Annotated in this window: 12 protein-coding genes and 4 pseudogenes; 6 read left to right on the top strand and 10 right to left on the bottom strand. The window is 59.6% G+C overall.

Going from position 1 to position 19732, the window contains the following annotated elements:
• Nucleotides 1-28: 28 nt before the first annotated feature.
• A pseudogene (gene acs / locus P3R82_RS25935) lies at nt 29-1985 on the bottom strand (acetate--CoA ligase).
• Nucleotides 1986-2207: 222 nt separating this feature from the next.
• Between acs and P3R82_RS25930 the strand changes: the two are divergent.
• Together P3R82_RS25930 and P3R82_RS25925 are read left to right on the top strand one after the other, a co-directional pair.
• Nucleotides 2208-2908 (top strand): annotated as a pseudogene (locus P3R82_RS25930) (DUF1013 domain-containing protein).
• 92 nt (nt 2909-3000) lie between these two features.
• Nucleotides 3001-4371, top strand: a complete 1371-nt coding sequence (locus P3R82_RS25925; protein ID WP_283194553.1) for an IS1182 family transposase — start codon at nt 3001-3003, stop codon at nt 4369-4371.
• Nucleotides 4372-4603: 232 nt separating this feature from the next.
• On the opposite strand, the gene P3R82_RS25920 is transcribed toward P3R82_RS25925, so the two are convergent.
• A complete protein-coding gene (locus P3R82_RS25920) occupies nt 4604-5263 on the bottom strand; it encodes a YggS family pyridoxal phosphate-dependent enzyme (RefSeq protein ID WP_283195859.1) in 660 nt (219 codons plus the stop codon).
• Nucleotides 5264-5461: 198 nt separating this feature from the next.
• Between P3R82_RS25920 and leuS the strand changes: the two genes are divergently transcribed.
• From leuS to holA, 3 genes and pseudogenes are all read left to right on the top strand, one after another.
• Nucleotides 5462-8092 (top strand): leucine--tRNA ligase, encoded by a 2631-nt coding sequence (leuS, locus tag P3R82_RS25915; RefSeq protein ID WP_283195858.1) that lies wholly within the window; start codon nt 5462-5464, stop codon nt 8090-8092.
• Nucleotides 8082-8602: pseudogene (lptE, locus tag P3R82_RS25910) on the top strand (LPS assembly lipoprotein LptE). The gene leuS and the pseudogene lptE overlap by 11 nt, the downstream one beginning before the upstream one ends.
• Before the next feature lie 11 nt (nt 8603-8613).
• Complete coding sequence (gene holA / locus P3R82_RS25905; RefSeq protein WP_283195857.1) at nt 8614-9648, top strand: DNA polymerase III subunit delta; 1035 nt, start codon at nt 8614-8616, stop codon at nt 9646-9648.
• Between the two features lie 6 nt (nt 9649-9654).
• On the opposite strand, the gene P3R82_RS25900 is transcribed toward holA, so the two are convergent.
• From P3R82_RS25900 to hemE, 8 genes and pseudogenes are all read right to left on the bottom strand, one after another.
• Nucleotides 9655-10539 (bottom strand): ParB/RepB/Spo0J family partition protein, encoded by an 885-nt coding sequence (locus tag P3R82_RS25900; RefSeq protein WP_183900058.1) that lies wholly within the window; start codon nt 10537-10539, stop codon nt 9655-9657.
• 34 nt (nt 10540-10573) lie between these two features.
• Nucleotides 10574-11368: a ParA family protein gene (locus tag P3R82_RS25895; protein ID WP_283195856.1), complete on the bottom strand. Its 795-nt coding sequence runs from the start codon at nt 11366-11368 to the stop codon at nt 10574-10576.
• Between the two features lie 19 nt (nt 11369-11387).
• The gene (gene rsmG / locus P3R82_RS25890; protein ID WP_283195855.1) at nt 11388-12005 is read right to left on the bottom strand and encodes a 16S rRNA (guanine(527)-N(7))-methyltransferase RsmG; all 618 of its coding nucleotides are present in this window, start codon (nt 12003-12005) and stop codon (nt 11388-11390) included.
• Nucleotides 12006-12036: 31 nt separating this feature from the next.
• Nucleotides 12037-13898 (bottom strand): annotated as a pseudogene (mnmG, locus tag P3R82_RS25885) (tRNA uridine-5-carboxymethylaminomethyl(34) synthesis enzyme MnmG).
• Between the two features lie 105 nt (nt 13899-14003).
• Nucleotides 14004-15317: a tRNA uridine-5-carboxymethylaminomethyl(34) synthesis GTPase MnmE gene (gene mnmE, locus P3R82_RS25880; RefSeq protein ID WP_283195854.1), complete on the bottom strand. Its 1314-nt coding sequence runs from the start codon at nt 15315-15317 to the stop codon at nt 14004-14006.
• A gap of 132 nt (nt 15318-15449) precedes the next feature.
• On the bottom strand, nt 15450-16727 hold the full coding sequence (gene rho, locus P3R82_RS25875; protein ID WP_283195853.1) for a transcription termination factor Rho: 1278 nt from the start codon (nt 16725-16727) through the stop codon (nt 15450-15452).
• 194 nt (nt 16728-16921) lie between these two features.
• Nucleotides 16922-17458: a protoporphyrinogen oxidase HemJ gene (gene hemJ, locus P3R82_RS25870; protein WP_283195852.1), complete on the bottom strand. Its 537-nt coding sequence runs from the start codon at nt 17456-17458 to the stop codon at nt 16922-16924.
• Nucleotides 17459-17460: 2 nt separating this feature from the next.
• On the bottom strand, nt 17461-18495 hold the full coding sequence (gene hemE, locus P3R82_RS25865) for a uroporphyrinogen decarboxylase (protein WP_283195851.1): 1035 nt from the start codon (nt 18493-18495) through the stop codon (nt 17461-17463).
• Nucleotides 18496-18897: 402 nt separating this feature from the next.
• On the opposite strand from hemE, the gene P3R82_RS25860 reads away from it, so the two are divergent.
• A complete protein-coding gene (locus P3R82_RS25860) occupies nt 18898-19719 on the top strand; it encodes a pyruvate, water dikinase regulatory protein (protein WP_183900070.1) in 822 nt (273 codons plus the stop codon).
• Nucleotides 19720-19732 lie beyond the last annotated feature (13 nt).

Below are 19732 nucleotides of genomic sequence, written 5' to 3'. Positions count from 1 at the left end.
GCGGCCGCTCATTGGCAGGCAATCACTGTTAAGCAGCCGCCTTGTTCTGCCTGTTTGCGATCAGGTCATCCACGACAGCCGGATCGGCCAGCGTCGACGTATCGCCCAGCGAACCGAAGTCGTCCTCGGCGATCTTGCGCAGGATACGGCGCATGATCTTTCCGGATCGGGTCTTCGGCAGCCCGGGCGAAAACTGGATCTTGTCGGGTGCCGCGATCGGGCCGATCTCGTTCCGAACATGCTTGATCAGCTGCTGGCGCAGTTCGTCCGAACCCTCGTTGCCGGCCATCAGCGTGACATAGCAATAGATGCCCTGACCCTTGATCGCATGCGGATAGCCGACGACCGCCGCCTCGGACACGAGGCTGTGCGACACAAGCGCCGATCTCGACCTCGGCCGTGCCGAGGCGATGGCCGGACACGTTCAGAACGTCATCGACGCGACCGGTAATCCAGTAATAGCCGTCCTCGTCCCGCCGGCAGCCGTCGCCGGTGAAGTATTTGCCCTTGTAGGTCGAGAAGTAGGTCTGGATGAAGCGCTCATGGTCGCCATAGACGGTGCGCATCTGCCCCGGCCAGCTGTCGGTGATGCAGAGATTGCCATCGGCCGCGCCCTCCAGCACGTTGCCTTCATTGTCCACCAACTGCGGCTTCACGCCGAAGAACGGCTTCGTCGCCGATCCGGGCTTCAGGTCGGTCGCGCCCGGCAGCGGCGTGATCATGTGGCCGCCGGTTTCCGTCTGCCACCAGGTATCGATGACGGGGCAGCGCTTGTCACCGACAACGTTGTAGTACCATTCCCAGGCTTCGGGATTGATGGGCTCTCCCACCGTGCCGAGCAGACGCAGGCTGGACCGCGACGAGCGCGTCACGAATTGATCGCCGGCGCCCATCAGCGAACGGATGGCCGTGGGTGCGGTATAGAAGATATTCACCTTGTGCTTGTCGATAACCTCCCAGAAACGCCCCTGATCCGGAAAGTTGGGAACGCCTTCGAACATCAGCGTCGTCGCGCAGTTCGCAAGCGGCCCATAGACGATATACGAGTGGCCGGTGACCCAACCGACATCGGCGGTGCACCAGTAGATATCGCCGGGGTGATAGTCGAACACATATTCGTGCGTCATCGCCGCGTAGACGAGGTAGCCGCCAGTGGTGTGCAGCACACCCTTCGGCTTGCCGGTCGAGCCTGACGTGTAGAGAATGAAGAGCGGATCTTCCGCCTTCATCTTGGCGGGTGGGCACTCGGGCTTCACCGTCGCCATTTCCTGGTGATACCAGAGGTCGCGGCCCGGCGCCCAGCCGGTCTTGCCGCCGGTGCGGCGAACCACAAGCACCTTCTCGACGATCACATGCTGGCGTGCTGCGATATGGATCGCCGTGTCGGTATTTTCCTTCAGCGGCACCGGCTTGCCGCCGCGCACGCCCTCGTCGCAGGTGATGACGAAGGTTGATTCGCAATCGACGATCCGTCCCGCCAGCGCTTCCGGCGAAAAGCCGCCGAAGACGATCGAGTGCACCGCGCCGATGCGGGCGCAGGCGAGCATCGCATAGGCGGCCTCGGGGATCATCGGCATGTAGATGGTGACGCGGTCACCCTTCTTGACACCATGCTTCTTCAACACGTTCGCCATGCGGCAAACATGCTCGTAGAGCTCGTTATAGGTGATTTTCTTGTCGATGTAGGGGTTGTCCCCCTCGAAGATGATGGCGACCTGGTTGCCGTTGGTCTTCAGGTGCCTGTCGATACAGTTGTAGGAGACGTTGGTCTGGCCGTCCTCGAACCACTTGATCTTCACATTGCCGGTAAAAGAGGTGTTCTTCACCTTCGTATAAGGCTTGAACCAGTCGATCCGCTTGCCGTGCTTGCCCCAGAACTTATCCGGATTTTCGACGCTCTCCTCGTACCATTTCTCGTACTTGGCCTTGTCGATAAGCGCATGGCTCTGAACCGGCTTTTGCACCGGGTAGATCTTCTCCGACATCGATTTCCTCCTCACTCGGACGCCGGCGGCAGAAGCACGCCACAGGCGGTTTTGTGCATTCATAACAGGTCAGATCGACCCGGCAATTAGACAAAGGTCATTTCATTCGTGATCAATTGCAATTATGCGTCACTCCGGTTATATAGCGGCATAATTTCCCGGACATAGTGGTGACAACCCACGGACCGCGACACCGGCGCGGACGACAGAAGGACTATATCCATGGCTCAACAACTGCTTATGCCGAAGGCGACCGCCATTTGGCTCGTCGACAACACAGCTCTGTCTTTCGACCAGATCGCTCAGTTCTGCAAATTGCACCCTCTGGAAGTGAAGGCGATCGCCGACGGCGAAGCTGCGCAAGGCATCAAGGGCCTGGATCCGATCTCCACCGGTCAGCTGTCGCGCGACGAAATCGAACGCGCCGAGAAGAACCCGGCCCACAAGCTCAAGCTCTCCGAGCCGAAGGTGCGCGTTCCCGAATCGAAGCGCCGCGCCCACGCTACACGCCGGTCTCCAAGCGCCAGGATCGCCCGAACGCCATCCTGTGGCTGGTTCGCAATCATCCCGAACTGAAGGACGCGCAGATTTCGCGTCTCGTCGGAACGACCAAGTCGACCATCGAGCAGATCCGCGACCGCACTCACTGGAATGCCGCCAACCTGACGCCGATGGACCCGGTCACGCTCGGCCTCTGCAGCCAGATCGACCTCGACATGGAAGTCGAGAAGGCCGCCAAGGGCCGTCCGCTGCCGACCGCTGCGGAACTCGGCGAAACGCTGCAGTCCGCGCACGAAACCGAGCGCCTCGCCCCGAGCTACGAGCGCGAGGAAGAAAAGGAAATCGACGCCGATGCCGTCTTCGCGAAGCTGAAGTCGCTGAAGTCCTCGACGCCGGATGAAGACGAAGACGATCGCTACTAAGCGATCGGATAGATTGATAAAACCCCGCTTCGGCGGGGTTCAGACTGCTGACAAACCCCTGGCTCTGGCTGGGGTTTGTGATTCACTGGGACATGCTGAAGAAACCTGCTCCCGAACAGACGGCTCTCGAGATGGTGACGCTCGACAGTCTGGTGCCCAAGGATCACCTGCTTCGCAAGATCGATGCGGTGATCGACTTCACCTTTATCCATGATCGCGTTGCCGGGCTTTATTGCGCCGACAACGGCCGGCCGCCGCTCGATCCGACCTTGATGTTCAAGGCGCTGTTCATCGGCTACCTGTTCGGTATCCGCTCGGAGCGTCAGCTGGTGCGCGAGATCGAGGTCAATGTCGCCTATCGCTGGTTTCTGCGGATGAAGCTGACGGACGGGGTGTTCGATGCCTCGACGCTCAGCCAGAACCGGCGGCGGCGCTTCAACGATACGTCGGTCGCCCAGGACATCTTCGACCACATCGTCGAACAGGCGATCGGCCATGGCCTGGTCGACGGCACCGTTCTTTATACCGACAGCACGCATCTGAAGGCCAATGCCAACAAGGGCAAGTACGATCTCGAGATGGTCGCCAAGTCGCGTTCCGACTACTGGGCCGATCTCGACAGGGCGATCGAGGCCGAGCGGGCGCTGCATGGCCAGAAGCCCTTGAAGGAGAAGGAGCGCGAGCCCGAGATCAAGCAGACCAAGGTCAGCCGCACCGATCCCGACAGCGGCTACATGGTGCGCGACGGCAAGCCCAAGGGCTTCTTCTATCTCGATCATCGCACCGTCGATGGCCGTCATGCGATCATCACCGACACCCATGCGACGCCGGCCAACGTGCATGACAGCATCGTCTACCTCGACCGGCTGGACCGCCAGCGCGAGCGCTTCTCTTTCGACGTCAAGGCGGTGGGCCTGGATGCCGGCTATGCGACTTCGGGCATCGCCAACGGCCTGGAGGATCGCGCCATCCTCGGCGTCACCGGCTACCGCAATCCGACCCCGCCGAAAGCCGGCATGATGCGCAAGTCGAAGTTCGTCCATGACGCCGAGGTGGATGGCTATCGTTGCCCCGAAGGCCAGTTGCTTACCTACGCCACCACCGACCGCAACGGCTATCGCCACTATACATCCGATCCGGCGATCTGCCGCGATTGCCCGCTACTGGCGTCGTGCACATCGAACGGCAAGGCGGTACGCACCATCACCCGCCATGTCTGGGCCGATGCGCGCGAGCGCACCGATGCCAACCGGCTCAAGCCCTGGGGCAAGGCGGTCTATAAACGGCGCAAGGAGACGGTCGAGCGATCCTTCGCCGACGCCAAACAACTGCATGGCCACCGCTACGCGCGGTTCCGAAGTCTCGTCCGGGTCCAATGCCAGTGCCTGATGGCCGCAACCGCCCAGAACATCAAGAAGATCGCAATGGCCCTCACCAAGGCCAGCCAACCGAGCCCCGCATGAGAAAGCGACCATCCGAAAGCCTCGTTCAAAACAGCCGATCCAGCGCGCAACTCAGAACAAAATAAACCCCGCCAAAAAATGACGGGGTTTGTCAGCAGTCTGAACCCCGCTTCGGCGGGGTTTTTTGTTGCCGATTGGCAATTGCGCTGTCGCCTTGTCAAAAACGTTTCCCGTGAAACATTCCAGCGGGCAACAATGGTCATGACGATAGCGCCATGACCGAAGCGAAATATCAGCGGGCGCCAAAGATGGCCGACCCGACCCGGACGCTGGTGGCGCCAAAAGCGACGGCCGTCTCGTAATCGCCGGACATTCCCATCGAGAGCTTGTCGACGCCGCAGGCCTTCGCCAGTTTCGCTAGCAAGGCGAAATGCGGGCCCGGGTTTTCATCCGCCGGCGGAATACACATCAACCCGTCGATCGGAAGGTGAAGCTCGTCGCGGCAGAGTGCCACGAACGCCGCTGTATCGTCGGGCGCGATGCCCGCCTTCTGCGGCTCGAGGCCCGTGTTGACCTGCACAAAGAGGCGAGGGGCCTTGCCCTGGCGCTTCATTTCGTCGGCAAGAGCGCGCGCGATCTTCTCGCGGTCGACTGTCTCGATGACATCGAAGAGCGCGACCGCTTCGCCGGCCTTGTTGGACTGCAGCGGTCCGATCAGGTGAAGCTCGATACCTGCTGTCTCGCTCTTCAGCTCCGGCCACTTGCCCTGGCTTTCCTGCACGCGGTTCTCTCCGAACACGCGCTGGCCGGCCTGAATGGCCGGGCGGATCTGATCCACGTCGAATGTCTTGGACACGGCCACGAGCTGCACCGAGCCTTCCGCTCTGCCCGTCTCGCGGGCCACCGCGGCGATCCGGCCGCGCACCTCTTCCAGTCGCTCTTGAAGTTCCATGTTGCGCCTCGGTCAATCATCGAAAACAATGAAAATGCACTAAACACCCGATCTTGGCTTGCCAAGGTCCGAAGCCTCGAAATTATCGCCGAGCGGCGCCGATTGGCGGCAAACAGCGTCTGCGAAACTTGACGCTACGGTGGTTTCATGGTGAAGGTCACCACCAACTTCCCTTGATTTTCCGGAAATACGAATACCATGGCCACCGAACGTTATAATCCGCGCGATGCCGAGCCTCGCTGGCAGAAAAAATGGAACGAAGCGAAGGTCTTCGAGACCGACAACGCTGATCCGCGCGAGAAATACTACGTGCTGGAGATGTTCCCGTATCCGTCCGGCCGCATCCATATGGGCCACGTCCGCAACTATGCGATGGGCGACGTCGTCGCGCGCTACAAGCGCGCCCGCGGCTACAACGTGCTGCATCCCATGGGTTGGGACGCCTTCGGCATGCCGGCTGAAAACGCCGCCATGGAGCGCAACGTTCATCCCGCGGCCTGGACCTACCAGAACATTGCATCGATGAAGGCGCAGCTGAAGGCCATGGGCCTGTCGCTCGACTGGAGCCGCGAGTTCGCGACCTGCGATGTCGAATACTACCAGCATCAGCAGCATATGTTCGTGGACTTCCTGGAAAAGGGTCTCGTCTACCGCAAGCAGTCCAAGGTCAACTGGGACCCGGTCGACAACACCGTTCTCGCCAATGAACAGGTCATCGACGGTCGCGGCTGGCGCTCCGGCGCGCTTGTCGAGCAGCGCGAGCTGACCCAGTGGTTCTTCAAGATCACCGACTTCAGCCAGGATTTGCTGGACGCGCTGGATGGTCTCGATCAGTGGCCCGAGAAGGTCCGCCTGATGCAGAAGAACTGGATCGGCCGTTCCGAGGGCATGACGATCCGCTGGGAAATCGTCGGAGAAACCGCGCCTGCGGGCGAGACCGAGGTAACGGTCTACACCACCCGCCCGGACACGCTGTTTGGCGCATCCTTCCTTGCCATCTCCGCCGATCACCCTCTGGCCAAGGACGCCGCGGCGAAGAACGCCGACATTGAAGCCTTCTGCGAGGACGTGCGCCGCGCCGGTACGTCTCTGGCAGCGCTCGAGACCGCCGAGAAAAAGGGTATCGACACCGGCATCCGTGTCCGCCACCCGCTGGACCCCTCCTGGGAACTGCCTGTTTACATCGCCAATTTCGTGCTGATGGATTACGGCACGGGCGCCATCTTCGGCTGCCCGGCAGGCGATCAGCGCGACCTCGATTTCGCCCGCAAATACGGCCTTCCTGTTATCCCTGTTGTCATGCCCCGTGACGGTGACGCGACGGCCTTCGCCGTCGGCGATACCGCCTATGACGGCGATGGCATCATGATCAACTCGCGCTTCCTCGACGGCAAGTCGACGGACGAGGCCTTCAACATCGTCGCCGACCGTCTGTCGTCAGCATCGTTGGGCAACGCGCCGCAGGGCGAACGCAAGGTCAACTTCCGCCTGCGCGACTGGGGCATCTCCCGCCAGCGCTACTGGGGCTGCCCCATCCCGGTCATCCACTGCCAGGATTGCGGCGTTGTGCCGGTGCCGAAGAAGGATCTCCCGGTCAAGCTGCCGGAGGACGTCACCTTCGATCAGCCCGGAAACCCGCTCGACCGGCACCCCACCTGGCGTCACGTCGCCTGCCCGCATTGTGGCAAGGATGCCCGTCGCGAAACCGACACGATGGACACCTTCGTCGATTCCAGCTGGTACTTCACCCGCTTCACGGCGCCTTGGGAGAGCAAGCCGACGGATTTCGCGGCCGCCAACCGCTGGCTGCCTGTCGATCAGTATATCGGCGGCATCGAGCATGCGATCCTGCATCTGCTCTACTCGCGCTTTTTCACCCGCGCCATGCGCGAAACCGGTCATGTCGATGTGAAGGAGCCGTTCAAGGGCCTGTTCACGCAGGGCATGGTGGTGCACGAGACCTACAGCCGTGGCTCCGGCATGACCCGCGAATGGGTTGCGCCCGCCGACATCAAGATCGAGGAGCTGGACGGGAAGCGCCGCGCGTTTCTTCTGTCCAACAACGAAGAGATTGCCATCGGCTCGATCGAGAAGATGTCGAAGTCGAAGAAGAACGTCGTCGATCCCGACGACATCATTGCCTCTTACGGCGCCGATACCGCTCGCTTCTTCGTCCTGTCGGATTCTCCGCCCGAGCGCGATGTCATCTGGTCGGAAGCGGGCGTGGAGGGCGCCCACCGCTTCACGCAGCGCCTGTGGCGTCTGATCTCGGAAGCTGCTGAAGCGTTGAACGACGTGACTGCGACTCCGGCTAAGGATGGCGATGCATTCGCCATTTCCCAGCTGGCGCATAAGACGCTGAAGGCCGTCCAGAACGACTATGACAAGCTCTGGTTCAACAAGGCCGTCGCGCGCATCTATGAGCTCGTGAACGCCATTGCCGGCCCTCTGACCACCGTTGCCGCGGGAAAAGCCGATGCCGCTTATCGCGCCGCCGTGCGCGATGCGACCGAAATCCTGGTGCAGCTCGTAGCACCCATGACACCGCACCTGGCGGAAGAGTGCTGGTCCGTTCTCGGTCACGACACGCTTCTGTCGCAGACCGCCTGGCCGAAATACGACGACGCCCTTGTCGTCGAGAACGAGGTCGTTCTGCCGGTGCAGATCAACGGCAAGAAGCGCGCCGAATTGACAATCTCACGCGACGCAGATCAAAATGCCGTCAGCGACGCAGCACTTGCGTTGGAGGATGTCAAGCGCGTCCTCAACGGCCAGGCGCCGAAGAAAATCATCGTGGTTCCGCAAAGGATTGTGAACATTGTCGTTTAATATTGCTTCCAAGCTGGCGCGCCGCGAGGGATTGCCGCGGTGCTGGCAACCACGGTTCTTCTCACCTCGTGCCAGGTCCGGCCGCTCTATTCCGAGACATCAGGCGTTGCCGGCAAGCTGTCATCCATCGCCTTCTCCGAGGCGACGTCGCGTGTCGAGCAGGAAGTGCGCAACCGCTTGATCTTCCTTGCCGCGCGCGGCGCCGGCGAACCGGACAAGGCGGACTACAAGGTCGAAATGAACGCGCGCTCGAGCGTCATTGACACGTTGCTGGTCGCCTCCTCGGATGAATCACGTGCAGGTCGTGCGACCGTCAGCGTCGACTATACGCTGAAGTCGAACAAGGACGGCCACGTGATCCGCGCCGGCCATCAGTCGGCAACCGCCCTTGTCGACTTCCCCGCTCAGGAGTTTGCCAAGCAGCGCGCCATTCGCGACGCTGAAGACCGTGCCGCGCGCCAGGTGGCTGAATTCGTGGCCGCCGAGCTCGCAGCGGCGCTTGGCCGCTAAGGAGCGGTTGCGTGGCGGAGATAAAATCGCATGAGTTCGAGGGATTTCTGGAGAAATCCGCCCGCCACTATCAACTGTTCGTCATTTACGGCCCTGATCGCGGGCTGGTGTCGGAACGCGCCAGCCTGATCGCCGCCAGAACCGGCGTTGATCTGTCAGATCCGTTTTCCCTCATCAAGCTTGATATCGGCGACCTGCAGAAAGACCAGGGACGACTGCTCGACGAAGCAGGCGCGATCGGGCTCTTTGGCGGCCAGAAGCTGATCTGGATCCGCGGCGCGGCGAACGAGAAGTATCTCGTCGACGGCCTGCAAGTGCTGGCCCAGAAGCCACCCGAAGCAACATTCATCATCATAGAGGCCGGCGACCTCAAGAAGGGCTCGCTTCTGCGAAAGGCAAGCGAGGCGGCCCGCAGCATTGCGACCATCCCATGCTATGCCGACGACGCCCGCGCGCTCAACAGCCTGATAGACGCCGAACTTGCGGGCGCCAACCTCAGGATCACGCCCGCCGCGCGACAGGCGCTGCTGGAGCTCATAGGGGGCGACCGCATCGCCTCGCGAAACGAGGTCAGGAAGCTCGCGCTATACTGCCTCAATATGGAGGTCATCGAGGAGCATCACGTCACTGACATCATCGGTGACGCAAGCGCCATCTCCGTTGACGACGCCGTCGATGCGATCCTGACAGGAAACTCGGGAAACTTCTTGCATGCCATGCAGAAGATCACGGCATCGAAGACGTCGGTCTTTCTCGTCATACAGGCATGCCTGCGGCAGTTTCAATTGATGGATGCGATGCGCGCCGAGATGGACGAAAAGCGGACACAGGCGTCTCAGGTCATGCAGACGCTCGGGCGCCACCTTCATTTCAAGCGCAAGCCGATCATTGAGCAGGCCTTGAGAACGTGGTCGGCCGACGCGCTAGCCCGTGAAACAAACCGCTTGCAGGCAGCCATTCTGCAGACCAGGCGTCGCGCCTCGCTGGAGGACACGATTGCCATGCAGACGCTTCTATCGACCACGCTTCAATCCGGCCGTAAATAGCCAGGATCACCGACGCTCCAGAAGCCTGCAGATTTCTTCCAATTGATCCAATGACTTATAGGAAATTCTAATCTGTCCGCCATTGGCCTTGTGATTGATCACGACGTCCAATCCAAGCGTATCGGAGAGCGTGCGCTCAAGCGCGATCGTGTCGGAATCCTTCTGATCGCGCGGATTGACGGCAGGCTTCGGCTCCGATTGCGCCTTGATATCGTTCTGTGCGAGCCGTTCGGCATCGCGCACCGACATGCCCTTGGAAACGATCGTTCGCGCCAGGACGGTAGGATCAGACGTGGACACCAGAGCGCGCGCGTGGCCCGCGGAAAGGCTACCGGCCGCGAGCAGATCTCGGACAGGTTCCGGCAACTTCAAAAGCCGTAGCGAGTTGGCGACATGGCTGCGGCTTTTGCCGATGATCTCGCCAAGATCGTTTTGCGTGTAGCCGTAATCCGCGATCAACTGCTCGTAGCCAAGCGCCTCTTCCAGCGCATTCAGATCGGACCGCTGTACGTTTTCGACGATCGCGATTTCGAGCGCCGTCTTGTCATCGACATCCCGCACGATCACCGGAATCTCGACCAGACCTGCCAGCTGTGCCGCGCGCCAACGTCTTTCGCCGGCTATGATTTCATATTGGCTGACCGAAAGCGTGCGCACGACGACTGGCTGGACAATGCCATGCTGCCGGATCGAGCTCGCGAGATCATGAAGCTCACCATCATCGAAGAAACGGCGAGGGTTTCGGGGGTTCCGCGTAATGAACTCGATCGGAACCAGGCGGTCGGCGCTGACCGCACGTTGGCTCGCGTCGACGGGCGCCGGCTGATCCATTTCGCCAATCAGCGCTGCGAGGCCGCGCCCCAGTCTTCTCTTCGAGACATCATCGTTCATCGTCGGTACTCACCACTATATTCGAGAGCTTTGCTCAGGCAGCCAGACGCTGGCGTTCGCGCTGAATGACTTCGGAAGCCAACTGCAGATAGGCCTGACTTCCAGCACATTTGAGGTCGTAGAGAATGGCAGGCTTCCCATAAGAGGGCGCCTCGGACACGCGCACGTTGCGCGGAATTAACGTATGATAAACCTTTTCCCCGAGATGGGTGCGCACATCGTTCACAACCTGCTGCGCCAGATTGTTTCTCGAATCGAACATCGTCAGCACGATGCCCTGGATATCAAGCTGCGGATTCACGCTTCGACGGACCTGGTCGACGGTTTCGAGCAACTGGCTCAACCCCTCGAGCGCGAAGAACTCGCACTGCAGGGGAACCAGCACCGAATGCGCGGCGGCCATAGCGTTCATGGTCAGGAGATTGAACGACGGGGGGCAGTCGACAAGGATATAGGAAAACTGAAATGCGTCGCGCTCTGCAAGCGCATTTTTGAGCTTGAAGACACGGTCACTCTGCTGAGCGATCTCCATCTCGATCCCCAACAGATCCATCGTCGACGGGACGATGTAGAGGTTCGGCACGGCAGTCTCCTGCACCACCTCAAGAATTCCGTGATCACCGATCAGAAGATCGTAGGAGGACCGGCTGCGGCTCTTGCGATCGATACCCAGGCCGGTACTTGCGTTGCCCTGAGGATCGAGATCCACGATAAGAACCCGCTCACCAATCGCCGCCAAAGCTGTTGCCAGATTGATAGCCGTCGTCGTTTTGCCAACGCCACCTTTCTGATTTGCGATCGTGATAATTCGATTCCGTCCAGCAACCATTGTCGCAACGCCCGATTTGTTAGACCAAATGCCTTAAATGGGAGATCTCAAGAACGACTGAGTCAACCTCGACAGCACTTCCGTGTTCTACCAGATCAAACGTCCACCGACCATGCGCTTTCGCGACCTCTGATCGGTAATCCCGGCCTTTGTGGAAGTAGGCGCGGATTTTTTCGTTACGGATCGCGAATGGCTGAACGAATTCCAACAGCTTGTCGAGGTCTGCAAGGGCACGGGCCGAGACGAAGTCGCAAGCCGGCAGGTCGGCAACCGCATCTTCGATCCGCACTGGATGCACGGAACCACGGGCTCCCGTTTCCCTGAGCGCGGTGCGCAGGAATGCTGCTTTCTTGTTGTTGCTCTCGACGAGATGCACCCAGCCACCGTTGAGTTCAGCTAGGAAAATCGCCGTCACGACGCCCGGAAAGCCGCCGCCGCTACCGAAATCGACCCAGTTCGCTGCCAGCGGCTGAAGCTGAAAGATTTGTGCGCTATCAGCGACGTGTCTATCCCACGCGTCCTTGAGCGTGGAGGGCGCCGAGAGGTTGATGGCCTTGCTCCATTTCTGAAAAAGATCAACAAAATGCTCAAGTCGTTCCTGTGTTTCACGTGAAACACGTCGGCCGTTCAATTCCATACGAGGACTCTCAAATAGTGTGGATTGCAATCTATGCCGCGACGTCGCCGCGGCGCAAGTGCACCAGCAGGAGCGAGATCGCTGCCGGCGTCATTCCGTCAATACGGGAAGCCTGCGCGACATCATAGGGACGGGTCTTCGCCAATTTCTGCTTGAGCTCGTTCGACAGGCCAGCCAAACGATCAAAGTCGAAGTCCTCAGGGATGACACGCTCCTCGTCGCGCTTGATGTGAGCAACGTCAGCCTGCTGTCGATCCATGTAAACCGCGTAGTTTGCCTCGATCTGCAGGGCAGCGCCGGCTTCAGCATCAATCGCATTCAACTCCGGCCATACCGGCCGAAGCGTCTCCAGATCGAAATCTGGGAACGCCAGCAGCTCATACGCCGTGCGCCGCTGGCCATCAAGATTGAGTTTGAGCCCGGATCGGCGCGCCTCGGTGGGCGTCACCGACAGAGACATCAACAACGCGCGCCCCGCTTCGATAGCCGATGCATACCGATCAAACCGCTCGGAACGAGAGCGGGACGCGATACCCAAGGACATCGCGAGCGGGGTAAGCCGCACATCCGCGTTGTCGGCCCGGAGCGACAGGCGGTATTCCGCTCTCGACGTAAACATCCGGTAAGGCTCCGCCACGCCGCGCGACGTGAGATCATCGATCATCACACCAATATAGGAATCCGTGCGGCTGAACCGCACCGCGTCCTGCTGTCCCGCCAGACGTGCAGCATTGAGGCCGGCGACCAACCCCTGCGCGGCAGCCTCTTCATATCCCGTCGTGCCATTGATCTGCCCTGCCAGGAACAACCCGGGCTGCTTCTTCACTTCGAGCGACGGCTTGAGTTCACGCGGATCGACATGGTCGTACTCGATTGCATAGCCCGGCTGAAGAATGACGACCCGCTCAAGGCCAGGTATCGTTCGAATAAATGCATCTTGGACGTCAGCGGGAAGCGAAGTCGATATACCGTTCGGATAGACCGTATCGTCATCGAGACCCTCAGGCTCGAGAAACACCTGATGGCCATCGCGCTCGCCAAACTTGACCAGCTTATCCTCGATCGACGGACAATAGCGGGGACCCACACCTTCTATCTGGCCTGAATACATTGCCGATCGCTTGAGATTGTCGACGATGATCCGATGTGTCGCTTCCGTCGTGCGCGTAACGCCGCAGTCGATCTGTGGGTTCGAGATGCGATCGGTCATCAAGGAGAACGGCACAGCATCGTCATCGGCACCCTGGCGACCGACGCCCGCCCAGTCGATCGTCTTTCCGTCCAGACGGGCAGGGGTGCCCGTCTTCAGACGGCCGAGTTGCAATCCCATACCCAGCAACGTCTTCGACAGACCCACCGACGGCTCTTCGCCAACGCGGCCGGCAGGGATTTTCTGATCGCCAATGTGAATGAGCCCACGCAGAAACGTGCCGGTGGTCAACACCACAGCGCCTGCATCCAGAATCCGGCTATCTTTCATGATGACGCCAGACACCCGTCCATCCTTGATCGCCAGATCGAATGCATCACCCTCGATGATTGTCAGATTGGGGATCTCCGAGATCTCGGTCAGCATCGCCTGGCGATAAAGCTTTCGGTCGGCCTGGGTACGTGGGCGCGGACGGCCGGGCCCTTTTTGCGGTTGAGCATACGGAACTGAATGCCGCCGGCGTCGGCGACGCGGCCCATCAGCCCGTCCAAAGCGTCGATCTCGCGAACCAGATGGCCTTTGCCAAGCCCTCCGATCGCAGGATTGCAAGACATCACGCCGATCGTCTCGCGCTTATGCGTAACAAGCGCCGTCCTTGCCCCAGCGCGCGCGGACGCGGAAGCGGCTTCGCATCCCGCGTGCCCGCCACCAATGACGATGACATCGAACCGTGAGGTATTCATAACAATGCTCCTGAGATCGGTTGGTGATGCGGCAAGCTGCCCCGGGAGTCAAGACGTTTCACGTGAAACCCCGTTTTTCGACGGGGTCGCACTGTTTCACGTGAATCATTTGCCGATACAGAATTCGCCGAAGATCACGTCGAGCAGATTCTCGACATCAACCCGGCCGGTGATGCGACCAAGCGCCGTACCGGCCATTCGCAGATCTTCCGCTCTCAGATCTAGATCAACATGGTCATTCACGATCGCCCGCTCGATGGCCAAAATACATTCCGCTAATGAATCGTTGTGGCGGGCACGGGTGGGGATCGCCAGCGAATGAGCAGGTGCCATTTCCCGGAGCCGACTTCCGATCGCCTGCCGAAGCTCGTCCAAGCCCGCGCCGGTCTCGACCGAGATCCTGACATCGTACTCACGCGAAGAAATGGCCGGCAAATCCGATTTCGTACCAACACGGAGCGCGGAAGAGGGCGTGGCGCTGTCATCCGTCGGGGCAGACAGGTCTTCAATGTAGATCACGAGATCGGCGGCTTCCATTGCCGTGCGCGCCCGACGAATGCCCTCGCGCTCAACAACCTCTTCGGTCTCCCGCAAGCCCGCGGTATCGTAGAGCTTCACCAGAAAGCCATCGATATCGAGATCGGTGGATAATACATCGCGCGTCGTTCCGGCAATATCAGTCACGATCGCGATATCTCGGCGAACGAGCGCGTTCATCAAGCTCGACTTTCCCGCATTCGGCAAGCCGGCGATGACAACCTTGAAGCCGTCTCTGATTATCTCCCCGGCCTTTGCCAGGCCGAGATGCTGACGTACTTCGCTGACGAGCGCCGTCATATCCGACCAAACCTGATCAGACACCGAGCCCGGAACATCGTCTTCGTCAGGGAAATCCAGTTCCGCTTCAATGAGCGCGCGACCCCGCGTCAAACGCTGCGACCAGGATTCATAGAGCGTCGAGAGTCCACCAGAGCTGTATTCGAGGGCAAGGCGGCGCTGCATCTCCGTCTCGGCGGAGATCAAATCCGCAAGACCTTCTATTTCAAGCAGGTCGACCTTTCCATTTTCGAAAGCGCGCCGCGAGAATTCGCCGGCCATTGCCTGGCGCAGACCGTCGAACGAACTGAGCTCCTGATATACCGCGCTTACGACCGCGCGGCCGCCATGCAGATGAAACTCGACGACGTCTTCGCCGGTGAAAGAGTGAGGGCCGGGGAAGAACAAGACCAGACCGTTATCCAAGACCGCACCGTTACGGGTTCGAATCGTTCTCAGTGAGGTCGAGCGCGGCGGAACGGCGCTTGAAACCATGCCCTTCATCACATCCGCGACCTTCGGTCCGCTGACACGGATGACGGCCAGGCCGGCAGGCACGGCGCCACTGGATAGCGCATAGATCGTCTCTGTGAATTCCGCCACGAACACACTCCAATTGATACGATACCGAATCGATCACGCGCCACTTTGGAAACAGCGTTGGCTATTCAGTCAGGCACGTGCAAACAGAAAAGCCGGCCAATTTAGAGGCCGGCTTTAATTGATAGAATCCGGCTAAGGATAAATCAGGTATTCATCGATTCTGAAGAAATCGGAATTGCTCTTCGTCTGCTTCAGCTTGTCGATGAGGAACTCGATTGCATCGGTCGTGCCCATCGGGGCGAGGATACGGCGGAGAACGAAGATCTTCTGCAGGTCCTGGCGTGGAACAAGCAGGTCTTCCTTACGCGTCCCAGACTTGAGGATATCCATCGACGGGAAGATGCGCTTGTCGGCGACCTTGCGGTCGAGCACGATTTCGGAGTTGCCGGTACCCTTGAATTCTTCGAAGATGACTTCGTCCATACGGCTGCCGGTATCGATCAGCGCGGTTGCGATGATCGTCAGCGAGCCGCCTTCTTCGATGTTACGTGCCGCGCCGAAGAAGCGCTTCGGGCGCTGCAGCGCGTTTGCGTCGACACCGCCGGTGAGAACCTTGCCGGAAGAAGGAACAACCGTGTTGTAGGCGCGACCGAGGCGGGTGATCGAATCGAGAAGGATCACGACGTCACGACCATGCTCGACCAGGCGCTTCGCCTTCTCGATGACCATTTCGGCAACCTGCACGTGGCGTGTAGCGGGTTCGTCGAAGGTCGACGAAACGACTTCGCCCTTCACCGAGCGCTGCATGTCCGTCACTTCCTCGGGACGTTCGTCGATCAGGAGGACGATGAGGTAGCATTCCGGATGGTTGGCGGTGATCGAGTGCGCGATATTCTGCAGGAGAACCGTCTTACCCGTGCGCGGCGGCGCGACGATGAGACCACGCTGGCCCTTGCCGAGCGGCGCGACGAGATCGATGACGCGCGAGGAGAGATCCTTGTTGGTCGGGATCTCGAGTTCCATCTTGAAGCGCTCGTTCGGATAGAGCGGGGTCAGGTTGTCGAAGTGAACCTTGTGACGGATTTTTTCCGGATCGTCGAAGTTGATCGTATTGACCTTCAGCAGCGCGAAATAGCGCTCGCCTTCCTTCGGTCCGCGGATGGGCCCTTCGACCGTATCGCCCGTCTTCAGCGAGAAGCGGCGGATCTGCGAGGGGGAGATGTAGATATCGTCGGGACCGGGGAGATAGTTGGCGTTGGCCGAACGCAGAAAGCCGAAGCCGTCCTGCAGAACTTCGACGACACCCTCGCCGATGATCTCGACGTCCTGGCTGGCAAGAACCTTGAGTATTGCGAACATCAGCTCCTGCTTGCGCATCGTGCTGGCATTCTCGACCTCGAGCGATTCGGCGAATGCCAGAAGATCGGTCGGGGATTTACTCTTAAGTTCCTGAAGCTTCATTTCAGACATGAAGTGTCCATTACTCTATAATTTTGAGGGGAAAGGCGATGTCGAGACAGTAACCGGCCCTGCGAGGAACCCGCAGACGATCGAACTTTACATACATGCCACAAGGATGAGGTGAGCGGAAAATAGCGAGTCAGGTCCGCCGCCGCAAGGGGGCTGCTTAAAATGAAGCAAATTTAACCTGTGAGCCGGCTGCATCAAAATGGCTTGACGACGACGAGGATGACGATCGCGATCATCAAAACGGTCGGCGCCTCGTTCATGAAACGCCAATAGCGGGCCGAACGCCGGTTCTCGTCACGCTCGAACGCCTTGGCGGCGCGACTGAAGAACACGTGCACGGCGGTCAAGAGAACGACAAGCCCGATCTTTGCGTGCAGCCATCCGCCCTGGAAGTCATAAGCCGACCACGAAAGATACAGCCCGAAGATCCAGGTCAGCATCATCGCCGGGTTCATGATCACCTTCAAGAGGCGCCGTTCCATGACCTTGAACGTTTCCGACTGCACCGAACCCGGCTCGGCATCGGTGTGGTAGATGAACAGTCGCGGCATGTAGAACAGGCCGGCCATCCATGAGATCACCGCGATGATGTGAAGCGCCTTGATCCAGAGATAGAGCGTATCGGGATTCCAGACGAAGAGGCCGACCGCCAGCGCCACGAAGAACGCGATGGCGATGAAGGCGCGCCGGCGCGCATAGGAACCGGGTCTCTCGTCGATCTGGCGTTCCATCGTCACACCCTTCCGCCGCGCACACGCTCGACAAGCAGCCGCACATTGTCCGGATCGGCCTGCGGGGTAATTCCATGTCCGAGGTTGAAGATCAGCGGCCCATTTCCCAGTCTCTGCAGAATATCGTCGATACCTTCCTCAAGCGCGGTGCCGCCGGCAACCATCCGCATCGGATCGAGGTTTCCCTGGACCGGTCCATCCTTCTGCAGCTCGGCCGCGAAGTCGAGCGGTACGGACCAATCAAGGCCGATCGCATCGGCCTTCGTCTTCTGGCGATAGGTCTTCAGCAGATAGCCGGCGCCTTTGGCAAAAGCGATGATCTTAGCATTCGGGCGGCGCGTCTTGATGGAGGCGATCATTCGCGCCACCGGCTTAACGGCAAACGCCTCGAACTCACGCTCGCCGAGCACGCCCGCCCAGGAATCGAAAATCTGCACCGCGTCGGCGCCGGCATCGATCTGCGCGACGAGATAGTCAGCCGAAACATCCGCCAGCAACATCAGCAGCTTTTCGAATGCCTTCGGATGCCGATAGGCAAACAAACGGGCAGGGGCTTGATCGGGGGTACCATGGCCAGCGATCATATAGGTCGCAACGGTCCAGGGAGCGCCACAGAAGCCGAGGAGCGTGGTTTCCGTTGGCAGATCACTCCGGAGACGTCGAACGGTCTCCAGCACCGGTTCCAGATGCCGCAGCACGCGGCTGCCATCCAGACCTTCGATCCCGTCCACGTCGATCGGATCCATCTCCGGCCCATGACCCTCGGTGAAACGCACATTGCGCTTCATCGCATCGGGAATGACGAGAATGTCGGAGAAGAGAATGGCAGCATCAAAGCCATAGCGCCGGATCGGCTGCAGCGTCACCTCGACGGCATGATCCGGCGTATAACAGAGATCGAGAAAGCTTCCGGCCTTGGCTCTAACCTCTCGATACTCCGGCAGGTATCTGCCTGCCTGCCGCATCAGCCAGATCGGGGGAGGGCTCAAAGTATCCCCGTCCAGAACCCGCATGATCTTCCGGCGCATGTCACTCAAGCGCTTCTTCCCTATAAAAAATCAAAGATATTTATAAGGTTTCTATTTCTTAGAGTCGGTGACTATCAAGGATTAAAATCCATCCACGCCCGATACCAATTGTCACTGCCCCGGGAATGATCCGGGAAAGAAATCGCGCAATTCGGTGTCAAAAACAGGACAGGTATAAAATCGATCATGATTTCAAAGAGATATGACACCCATGGAAATCCGTCAGGCTGTGGACAAGCTGTGACTATCCGAGGCACAGCCGCAAACTTTCCACAAAACCAACAGGCACTCTTTTCGAGCCCGCAAAGAATCCGAAATGTGGAAAACCAGGCATGTTCTCCCTTGCCTAACCCCCGGCGCGTCTCGTAGCTCTCCGTCATCCAGTGTTTTCAACAGGCAGCGGAAAATAGCGTGGAGAACCGTACCAACTTCTTCCATCTGCATCTCATTTCTGACTCGACGGGTGAAACCCTGATTTCAGCCGGACGCGCGGCCTCGGCGCAATTCAAGTCGTCGCAGCCGATCGAGCATGTCTATCCGCTGATCCGCAATCGAAAGCAGTTGCTGACGGTGCTGCAAGCGATCGACGGGGAGCCCGGCATCGTGCTCTATACGATTGTCGATCGCGAACTCGCCACGTTGATAGACGAGCGTTGCCGCGAAATGGGCGTGGCCTCCGTCAATGTTCTGGAACCCGTGCTCAACGCGTTTCAGATCTATCTCGGCGCGCCGTCGCGCCGTCGGGTCGGCGCGCAGCATGTCATGAACGCCGGATACTTCGCGCGCATCGAAGCGCTGAACTTCACGATGGATCACGACGACGGCCAGATGCCGGATGATTATAATGACGCCGACGTTGTCATCATCGGCATCAGCCGCACATCGAAGACACCGACCAGCATCTATCTCGCCAATCGCGGCATCAAGACAGCCAACATCCCGATTGTCTATGGCGTGCCCCTGCCAGAAAGTCTGTTCGAAGCGAGCAAGCCGCTCATTGTCTGCCTGATCGCCACCACCGACCGCATCTCGCAGGTTCGCGAAAATCGCGACCTCGGCGCGACCCCGGGCTTCGATCGCGGCGACTACACCGACCGAGCCGCCATATCGGAAGAACTGAAATATGCCCGCTCGCTTTGCGCCCGCCACAACTGGCCGCTGATCGACGTCACCCGCCGTTCCATCGAAGAGACGGCGGCCGCAATCGTTGCCCTGCGTCCCAAGCTGCGCTAAGCGCTGCCAAGCC

The organism is Rhizobium sp. AN80A (genome assembly GCF_030053015.1).
Lineage (GTDB): Bacteria > Pseudomonadota > Alphaproteobacteria > Rhizobiales > Rhizobiaceae > Rhizobium > Rhizobium metallidurans.
The sequence above is the reverse complement of the archived record's forward strand: the minus strand, read 5'-3'. Positions and strand labels throughout refer to the sequence as shown.

Excerpts from the sequence above, each read along its gene's own strand:
- leuS (WP_283195858.1), top strand. The coding sequence starts at position 5,462 with ATGGCCACCGAACGTTATAATCCGCGCGATGCCGAGCCTCGCTGGCAG.
- rsmG (WP_283195855.1), bottom strand. The coding sequence starts at position 12,005 with ATGGAATTGAACGGCCGACGTGTTTCACGTGAAACACAGGAACGACTT.
- P3R82_RS25895 (WP_283195856.1), bottom strand. The coding sequence starts at position 11,368 with ATGGTTGCTGGACGGAATCGAATTATCACGATCGCAAATCAGAAAGGT.
- P3R82_RS25900 (WP_183900058.1), bottom strand. The coding sequence starts at position 10,539 with ATGAACGATGATGTCTCGAAGAGAAGACTGGGGCGCGGCCTCGCAGCG.
- P3R82_RS25920 (WP_283195859.1), bottom strand. The coding sequence starts at position 5,263 with ATGGAACTTCAAGAGCGACTGGAAGAGGTGCGCGGCCGGATCGCCGCG.
- rho (WP_283195853.1), bottom strand. The coding sequence starts at position 16,727 with ATGTCTGAAATGAAGCTTCAGGAACTTAAGAGTAAATCCCCGACCGAT.
- P3R82_RS25925 (WP_283194553.1), top strand. The coding sequence starts at position 3,001 with ATGCTGAAGAAACCTGCTCCCGAACAGACGGCTCTCGAGATGGTGACG.
- hemJ (WP_283195852.1), bottom strand. The coding sequence starts at position 17,458 with ATGGAACGCCAGATCGACGAGAGACCCGGTTCCTATGCGCGCCGGCGC.